Source organism: Streptomyces sp. 8K308 (genome assembly GCF_004348315.1).
GTDB lineage: Bacteria > Actinomycetota > Actinomycetes > Streptomycetales > Streptomycetaceae > Streptomyces.
The window spans coordinates 1-7,342 of record NZ_SMKC01000346.1; the positions used below are offsets into that span (position 1 = coordinate 1).

Annotated in this window: 8 protein-coding genes and 1 pseudogene; 4 read left to right on the forward strand and 5 right to left on the reverse strand. The window is 71.7% G+C overall.

The genetic code is table 11. From position 1 onward, the window contains the following. Positions 1–50: 50 nt before the first annotated feature. The 4 genes from E1265_RS30645 to E1265_RS30660 all read right to left on the reverse strand — a co-directional run bounded on the left by E1265_RS30645 (position 51) and on the right by E1265_RS30660 (position 3,838). Entirely contained in the window at positions 51–1,001 is a 951-nt protein-coding gene (locus E1265_RS30645; protein WP_132934234.1) for a phosphoglycerate dehydrogenase, read from the reverse strand. A gap of 190 nt (positions 1,002–1,191) precedes the next feature. Next, the gene (locus tag E1265_RS30650) at positions 1,192–2,442 is read right to left on the reverse strand and encodes an MFS transporter (RefSeq protein ID WP_132934235.1); all 1,251 of its coding nucleotides are present in this window, start codon (positions 2,440–2,442) and stop codon (positions 1,192–1,194) included. Between the two features lie 141 nt (positions 2,443–2,583). Continuing rightward, the gene (locus E1265_RS30655; RefSeq protein WP_132934236.1) at positions 2,584–3,012 is read right to left on the reverse strand and encodes a hypothetical protein; all 429 of its coding nucleotides are present in this window, start codon (positions 3,010–3,012) and stop codon (positions 2,584–2,586) included. Positions 3,013–3,052: 40 nt separating this feature from the next. Further along, positions 3,053–3,838: an endonuclease gene (locus E1265_RS30660; RefSeq protein WP_132934237.1), complete on the reverse strand. Its 786-nt coding sequence runs from the start codon at positions 3,836–3,838 to the stop codon at positions 3,053–3,055. A gap of 208 nt (positions 3,839–4,046) precedes the next feature. Here E1265_RS30660 and E1265_RS30665 point away from each other — a divergent pair, with 208 nt between their 5' ends. The 4 genes from E1265_RS30665 to E1265_RS30680 all read left to right on the forward strand — a co-directional run bounded on the left by E1265_RS30665 (position 4,047) and on the right by E1265_RS30680 (position 7,171). Further along, complete coding sequence (locus tag E1265_RS30665; RefSeq protein WP_132934238.1) at positions 4,047–4,502, forward strand: tellurite resistance TerB family protein; 456 nt, start codon at positions 4,047–4,049, stop codon at positions 4,500–4,502. A gap of 97 nt (positions 4,503–4,599) precedes the next feature. Beyond that, positions 4,600–5,175, forward strand: coding sequence for a TerD family protein (locus tag E1265_RS30670; protein WP_132934239.1), 576 nt, complete (start codon positions 4,600–4,602; stop codon positions 5,173–5,175). Positions 5,176–5,750: 575 nt separating this feature from the next. Beyond that, on the forward strand, positions 5,751–5,879 hold the full coding sequence (locus E1265_RS40475) for a hypothetical protein (RefSeq protein ID WP_279571479.1): 129 nt from the start codon (positions 5,751–5,753) through the stop codon (positions 5,877–5,879). Between the two features lie 788 nt (positions 5,880–6,667). Continuing rightward, complete coding sequence (locus E1265_RS30680) at positions 6,668–7,171, forward strand: VOC family protein (protein WP_243741231.1); 504 nt, start codon at positions 6,668–6,670, stop codon at positions 7,169–7,171. On the opposite strand, the pseudogene E1265_RS30685 reads toward E1265_RS30680, so the two are convergent. Next, positions 7,072–7,342: pseudogene (locus E1265_RS30685) on the reverse strand (SAM-dependent methyltransferase); the annotation flags it as partial. The gene E1265_RS30680 and the pseudogene E1265_RS30685 overlap by 100 nt on opposite strands.

The window sequence follows — 7,342 nt, forward strand, 5'->3', positions numbered from 1 at the left end:
GGGCTGGGGAGATCGGGGACCGGGACGCGGCGTACGGGCCGACGGCGGGGTCAGGGCGCCTCGTGGCGCGGCTCCTCGCCCGCCAGCACGCGGACCACGTCCTCGGCGACGGCCACGCCCATGGCCCGGTTGGCCTCCTGACTGCACGCGGCCATGTGCGGGGTGAGCACGACGTTGGGCGCGGTGCGCAGCGGGCTGTCGCCGAGGGGCTCGCTGGCGAAGGCGTCGACGGCGGCGCCGGCGAGGTGGCCGTCGGCGAGCAGGGCGGCGAGGGCCCGCTCGTCGACGAGGCCGCCCCTGGCCGCGTTGATCAGGTAGCCGCCGCGCCGCATGGCGCGCAGCCGCGTCTCGTCGAGCAGCGGCGGCGCGCCGGGGTCGGCCGGCAGGTGGAGGCTGGTGAAGTGCGCCTCGGCCAGGCAGGTGCGCAGGTCGGCGGGGCGGGCGCCGTGGGCGCTGATCTCGGCGTCGTCGAGGTGGGGGTCGTGGGCGAGCACGGTCATGCCGAAGGCCTGGGCGTAGCCGGCGAGCAGCCGGCCGATGCGGCCGAAGCCGACGATCGCGAGGGTCTTGCCGGCGAGTTCCGGCCCGAAGAGCTTCGGCCAGCGGCCGGCACGCAGTCGGGCGTCGGCCTCGGTGACGCGGCGGGCGGCGTCCAGCATGAGGCCGAAGGTGAACTCGGCGACGGCGCGCGAGTTGCTGCCCGGCGCGTAGGTGACGCGGACGCCGCGGGCGCGGGCGGCGGCCAGGTCGATGGTGTCCACGCCGACGCCGTGCTTGGCGATGACCTTCAGCCGCTCGGCGGCCTCGATGACCTCGGCGGTGATGGGGTCCATGCCGACGATCAGCGCGTCGACGGCGCCGACCCTGGCCAGGAGTTCGGGGCCCGGCAGGGCGGCGTCCTCGACCGGGCGCACCGGCCCGGCGCCGGCGCTCTCCAGCAGGGTCCAGGGGTCGCGGGAGTACCGCGCGAAGGTGGGCGTGGTGATGAGCGTGGTGGGCATGGTTCGGCTTCCCGTGCGGCCGCCAGGATCGTGATGCCGGAAACCGTCGCATGGCTGTTTGTTTCACGCAAGAGTCCTCGCGCATTTCGCGCGAGATAACGCGAGTCATCCGACTTCGGACCCACTGCTGCGCGGATCGCGCAGGAACGGGATCACGGTGGGACGGACCGCGCGCGACGCGCGGTCGCCGTCAGGCGGCGGCGCGGGACGCCGGCTCGGACGCCGCGCCGACCTCGGCCGCCGGCTCCCGCCGGGTGGCGAGGACGCGCGAGGTCAGCAGGATCACCAGGCCGGCGAGCGGCACCACGACGAGGCCGAGCCGGATCGAGTGCGCGTCGGCGATCAGGCCCACCACCGGCGGCGACACCAGGAAGCCGATGCGCAGCAGGAACGCGGCCACGTTGATGCCCGCCCCCGGCCGGAGACCCGGCACCTCGTCGGCGGCGTGCAGGGCCGCCGGGATCAGCGTCGCGATGCCGAGCCCCGCGAGGCCGAAGCCGACGACCGTGCTCGGCACCGAGGGCCACAGCAGCGCCGCGCCCATGCCGACCGTGACCAGCACGCCGCCGATCCTGGCGGTGGTGCGGTCGCCGAGCCGCTGGACCACCCGGTCGCCGAGCAGCCGGCCCACGGTCTGGGTGCCCTGCAGCGCCATGAAGGCGAGGCCGCCGACGAAGGGGCTGGCGGCCAGCTCGCTCCGCAGGTACACGGCACCCCAGGAGCTCGGGGCGTCCTCGACGACGGTGGTGGCCGCCGTCATCAGCCCGAGCACGGCGAACGCGACCAGCACCGGACGCCGCAGCCAGGCCCGGCCGCCGCCACCGGCGGTGGCGGCCGGCGCCGCGGCCGGGTCGCGCTCGGTGTCGTCGGGCCCGGGCAGCAGGAACCGCGAGGAGACCAGCGCCGAGACCAGGGTGACCGCGCTGACCAGGCCGAGGTGCACGGCGAGCGCCAGCTCGAACTGCGCGGCCGCCGCGCCGGCCACCCCGCCGAGCACGGCGCCCACGCTCCACAGCCCATGGAAAGCGTTCAGGATCGAGCGGCCGTAACGCCGCTGCACCCGCATGCCGTGCGCGTTCATGGCGACGTCGTTCACCGCGTCCAGGCTGCCGGCCGCGAAGATCGCGGCGCACAGCACCGCGTACCCGGGCGCGGTGCCCACCAGGACGATGTTGACGCCCATCAGCAGCTGGCTCACGACGGCGGTGCGCGCCGACCCGAACCGCCTGATCAGCGGGCCCGCGGTCAGCCCGAGCACCAGCGCGCCGAGCGGCATCGCGGCGATGGCCGTGCCGAGGGCGGCGTTGGACAGGCCGAGCTCGGCCTTGATCTCCGGGTAGCGCGGGACCACGTTGGAGAAGACGAATCCGTTGGTGAAGAACAGCGCGAAGACCGCGGCCCTGGCGCGGACGGGCCGGGTGCCGGGGACGGTACGGGACATCGCTGACTCCGATGGCGCGGCGAAGGCGGGCACGACGACGGGAGCCACGCCCGGGTGACGCGCCCCGGCGGAGTCTATGTCCGCGCCCCGCTCGCCTACCAGGGGTTTCCGGCCCGGCCCGGGGAAGCCAGGCCGCCGCCGTCAGCCCGGCTGGCACCCCGCGGCGCGGAGGGTGGCGAGCAGGGCGCGGGCGGGGCCCGCCAACACGGCGGGGTCGGCCGTCTCGATCGGGTTCAGCTCCAGGTAGCCGCCGTTCGCCCACACGCTCAGGTACAGGTCACCGTCCAGGTTCCCGGCGACGGCGCGCGCCTCCTGGCAGTCGCTGCCGAAGAGCGGGAAGTCCGGCTCCCGATCGCCGCCTTCCCCGCCGACCAGCCGCAACAGCCCCTCCCCGAACGCCCACAGCTCGTCGGGCCGCGCGATCCCGAGCCCGTGGGGGGACAGGTCGACCAGCCACTCCCCCTCGGGGGTCCGGCAGATGTCGAAACGGACGGCCCGACCGCGCCAGTCGGTGAGCCCCACGTACGAGGCGACGACGTCGGCGCGGCGCCGCGGTGACTCCACGTCCATCCGTCGAGGCTACGCGCCTGGGCGGCCGGGCGGCCCATGGTCACCCCCAGATGGCCTCGGCCCACTCCGGGTGGTCGATGAACGGGTTGCGGTTGCCCTGGTACTCGTCGTGGATGAGCTCGTTGCGGCGCTCCTCGAAGGCGGACGGCGGGTCCTGCGCGTGCCATTCGAGGAGCGTGTAGAGCCGGCCGTGGTAGGGGCGACTGCCGTTGCTCACCGCGTCGTTGAGCTCCAGGTCGGCGAAGCCGTCGCCGCCCTCGTAGCGCACGGCCATGTAGAAGAGCATCCGCGCGATGTCGCCCTTGTCCTGGTCGCGGGCCTCCCAGGAGTCGGCGTCGGTGTAGTTGCCCGGGGCGATGGCGACGGCCGAACCGCCGTCGTCGAAGTCCTTGTTGCCGCGCGAGCTGTTGACCCGCACGTCGGCCGGGCGCAGGTGGTGGACGTCGGTGCCGGGGCCGCGCGAGGTGCCGAAGTCGCCGTGCGACTGGGCCCAGACGTGCTCCCGGTTCCAGTCGCCGACGTCACCGCCGTTGAGGTCGGCGGAGCGGGACTGGCCGGTGTAGAGCAGGATGACGTTGGCGGGGTTGGCCGGGTCCTGGTCGGTCTCCTTGAGCGCGTCCCAGACCTCCGCGTAGCTGAGGGTGGTGACGCCGGTGCTGATGATCTCGTGCAGCGCGTCCCGCAGCGGCTCGCCGGTCAGGCCGAGGGCGTCCGCGTAGTAGGCGTCGTCCTGGGCCTCGACGGCGGCGGTCGTGCTGGCGGTGGCGAGGCCAAGCGGGGCTATGAGGGCGAGGGTGACGGCGCCGGTGAGCAGCGTCCTGCGCATGGGGGGCCTTTCGATGGCTGTGGGGGGGTGGCACGGCGCGAACACCCTTCGGGCGAGCGGCCGTTCAGTAGTGATATGTACCTGCCAGGTCCAAGGGAAACTACGCGCGTCACCCCTCATCGCGCGCGAACCCCTCGTCACGCGGCCCCGACGCTGGTTCTACACTTACGTAGAAGATGATCCGCCAGTCCATCAACGAAGTTTCCCCATGACCCTCTGGGACCGCGTCAAGGAGTCCGCGTCGTCGATGCAGGCTCAGCTCAACGCCAAGAAGAACGACCTCAGGAGCGGGGCGTTCCGCGACGCGAGCATGGCGATCTGCGCACTGGTGGCCGCGGCCGACGGCTCGATCGACCCCGCCGAGCGCCGCCGCGTGGCGCAACTCATCGCCGGCAACGACGTCCTGCGGAACTCCGACGCGATGGATCTGCAACGGCGCTTCGAGGGCTGCCTCGACAAGCTCACCGAGGACTTCGACTTCGGTAAGGTCAGCCTCCTGCAGGAGGTCGCCAAGGCCGGCAGGAAGCCGGCCGAGGCGCGGGCCGTCATCCAGATCGGCATCGTGATCGGCGGCACCGACGGGCACTTCGACGAGGCGGAGCGCGGTGTGGTCCGCGAGGCCTGCTTCGCACTCGGCCTGTCGCCCGCCGAGTTCGGCCTCTGAGCCGACGGTCGGACAATTTCTACACTGCTGTAGTTTCGTAACCGGGGGCCCATCTGGGCACATATCCACGGACCCCATACGCATCGAGGAGGAGAGCGTGGGAGTTACCCTGTCCAAGGGCGGCAACGTCTCGCTGACCAAGGAGGCACCCGGCCTGACCGCGGTGGTGGTCGGGCTCGGCTGGGACGTCCGCACGACCACGGGCGCCGACTACGACCTGGACGCCAGCGCCCTGCTGTGCACCGCGAGCGGCAAGGTCGCCTCCGACCAGCACTTCGTCTTCTACAACAACCTGACAAGCCCGGACGGCTCCGTGGAGCACACCGGGGACAACCTCACCGGTGAGGGCGAGGGCGACGACGAGGCGATCAAGGTGAACCTGGCGGCCGTGCCCGCCGAGATCGCCTCGATCGTCTTCCCCGTCTCGATCCACGACGCGGTCGCCCGCGGCCAGAGCTTCGGCCAGATCCGCAACGCCTTCATCCGCGTCGTCAACCAGGCCAACGGCGCTGAGATCGCCCGCTACGACCTCAGCGAGGACGCGGCCACCGAGACGGCGATGATCTTCGGCGAGCTCTACCGGCACGGCGCCGAGTGGAAGTTCCGCGCGGTGGGCCAGGGCTACGCCTCAGGCCTGGCCGGCATCGCCACCGACTACGGCGTCAACGTCTAGGAGCGCGGCTCTGACCTGCTGATTAATGGTCAGTACGAAGCCCCCCAAGCTGCCTTTGGGGGGCTTCGGCCCAGAGCCCGTAGGTGACCGCTTCCCGCTGCCTGCTCGTAGCGGGTGGCCTGGGAGCAGCGCCCCAGCTGACGGGCTGGTCCAGGACCTGCTCAGCGGGCAACTCGTTGGACACGAGGCTCCGACCTCTCCGTCCGCACTCGAACCCGCGGTGAGTACCCATTCCCCGCTGCCGTCGCCTGGGGCTTGCGCGTTCGAAGGCACGGGTCGGACGACGCCATCGATCGCGATGCGCTGGTAAAACACGCCGAGCATCGTGGCGCCATCGCGCCAGAAACCGTGCTCAGTAATCACTACGGCTTGTGGCGCCCCGCCGTGCGCCGAGCGCTTGCCGCCCTGATTCCAGAGGGCCGGTTTGTTCGTCACCCCGCAGCGAGAAACGCACGTCGCCGAGCGACTTGTCCGCGCCCCACCCCCGCGCCCCGCTGTCCTACTAGGCTCCAGCCATGCCCAACACGGTGGCGCCGCACTTGCGGGCAGACGGGCCGCAAGGGGTGCGGTAGGCAATGCTCTCGGCCGCCTCCTTCCTGTGCTGCCTGACCGGCTGGATGGCCGTTGATGAGGGGCTACAGGGTCTTGCCCAGCGTTACTACGCAAAGGGGCTCGAACTGGCCGGGGCCAGCGACGATCACTGACTTACTGCCACATCCTCCGGGGCATGTCCGTCCAGGCCGTGGACTTGGGACATGGGCGGACCGCCTCACGGCTAGCCGACGCCGCTGCTGCGGCCTCGCCCAGCGCCACACCTCGCATGCGAGCCTTCCTTGCTGGTCAGCAGGCGCACTCTTACGCCGTCGAGGGCGACAAACGTGCTGCCCTGCGGAGCATCAAGGCGGCCGAAACAGCCTTGGAGAGGGCAGACAGCCAGACCGGAACTTTCGGCCGATACAACGCCTCAACCCTGGCCTACCATCTCGCCCAGATGCGATACGGCATAGGAGACGTGGCGGGTAGCGTTCAGTCCCTTCCAGCCACTTTCGACTGCGCGACTCGACGGACAGCCGCCGGTCCCGACTGCGATTCGGCGCCATGATGGCGGAACGCCAGCTCGAAACAGGGCTCCTGGAAGCGGCATGTGCTTCGTGGAACCGCGTGCTCGATGAGTACCCCGACGTGCAGTCCGGCAGGGTGGATGAGCGCGTCGCCAAGGCGAAGCAACTCCTACGGCCATTTCGCAGCAACCGCCTGGCCCGTAAGGTGTACGACCGGGTACGTCTACTCACGGCGTGAAGCAGCAACAGCCTCCGGGCCGCGTGTCCGTCCCGGCGGACACGCACGCCCACGGGAAAATCCTGGGCCCTCTCCCGACCGGGCCACCGGCGTCGAACGCCACCCGGACGCCGAACCGGGTCGCTGGCTCGGGCCGGCTCCCGAGCGACGGGCGACCGGTCTTGGAAGCGGCGGAACCGGGCAGCGGCACCGTATGAAGCCGCAACCGCGTTTCACGTTGGCCGCGACCACTCTTGACGCGCCGAACGCCCGCGAGCTGGCGCGGTTCTACCAGCGCCTGCTCGGGTGGCCGGTACGAAAGGACGAACCGGACTGGGTCGAGCTCGCACCGCCCGACGGCGGCGCCGGTCTCTCGTTCCAGACGGAGCCGCTCTTCACGCCCCCGCGGTGGCCTGCCACCCGGTCCGAGCAGCAGATCATGGCGCATCTGGACATCGAGGTCAGCGATCTGCCGTCAGCCGTCGACCGCGCCCTCACCCTGGGCGCGACCCTCGCCGACGTCCAACCCAGGCCGACGTACGCGTCCTGTGCGACCCGGTGGGCCACCCGTTCCGTCTGTTCGTGCGCGCTGATCGGGGCGGCTGACCGCGCGGGCGTTTACGGTCGTTCGGCGATGATCAGGAACCGGTGCGCGCGCACGTCGAGGCGACCTTCCGCGCGCATCCGCCGGTGGAGACGGCGCAGCGCGGCGTCGTAGCGCTCGGGGCCGAAGTCGGGGATCTGCCAGCTGACCATGCGCAGGTGGTGGACCAGGGCGCCGATGTCGTGGAACGTGAGCACCGGGTACTCCTCTTCCGTTCGGGTCAGTTCCAGGCCCGCCGCGGACAGCGCTTCGCCCGCCGTGCGAAGGTTCCAGTTGGACGGGGGG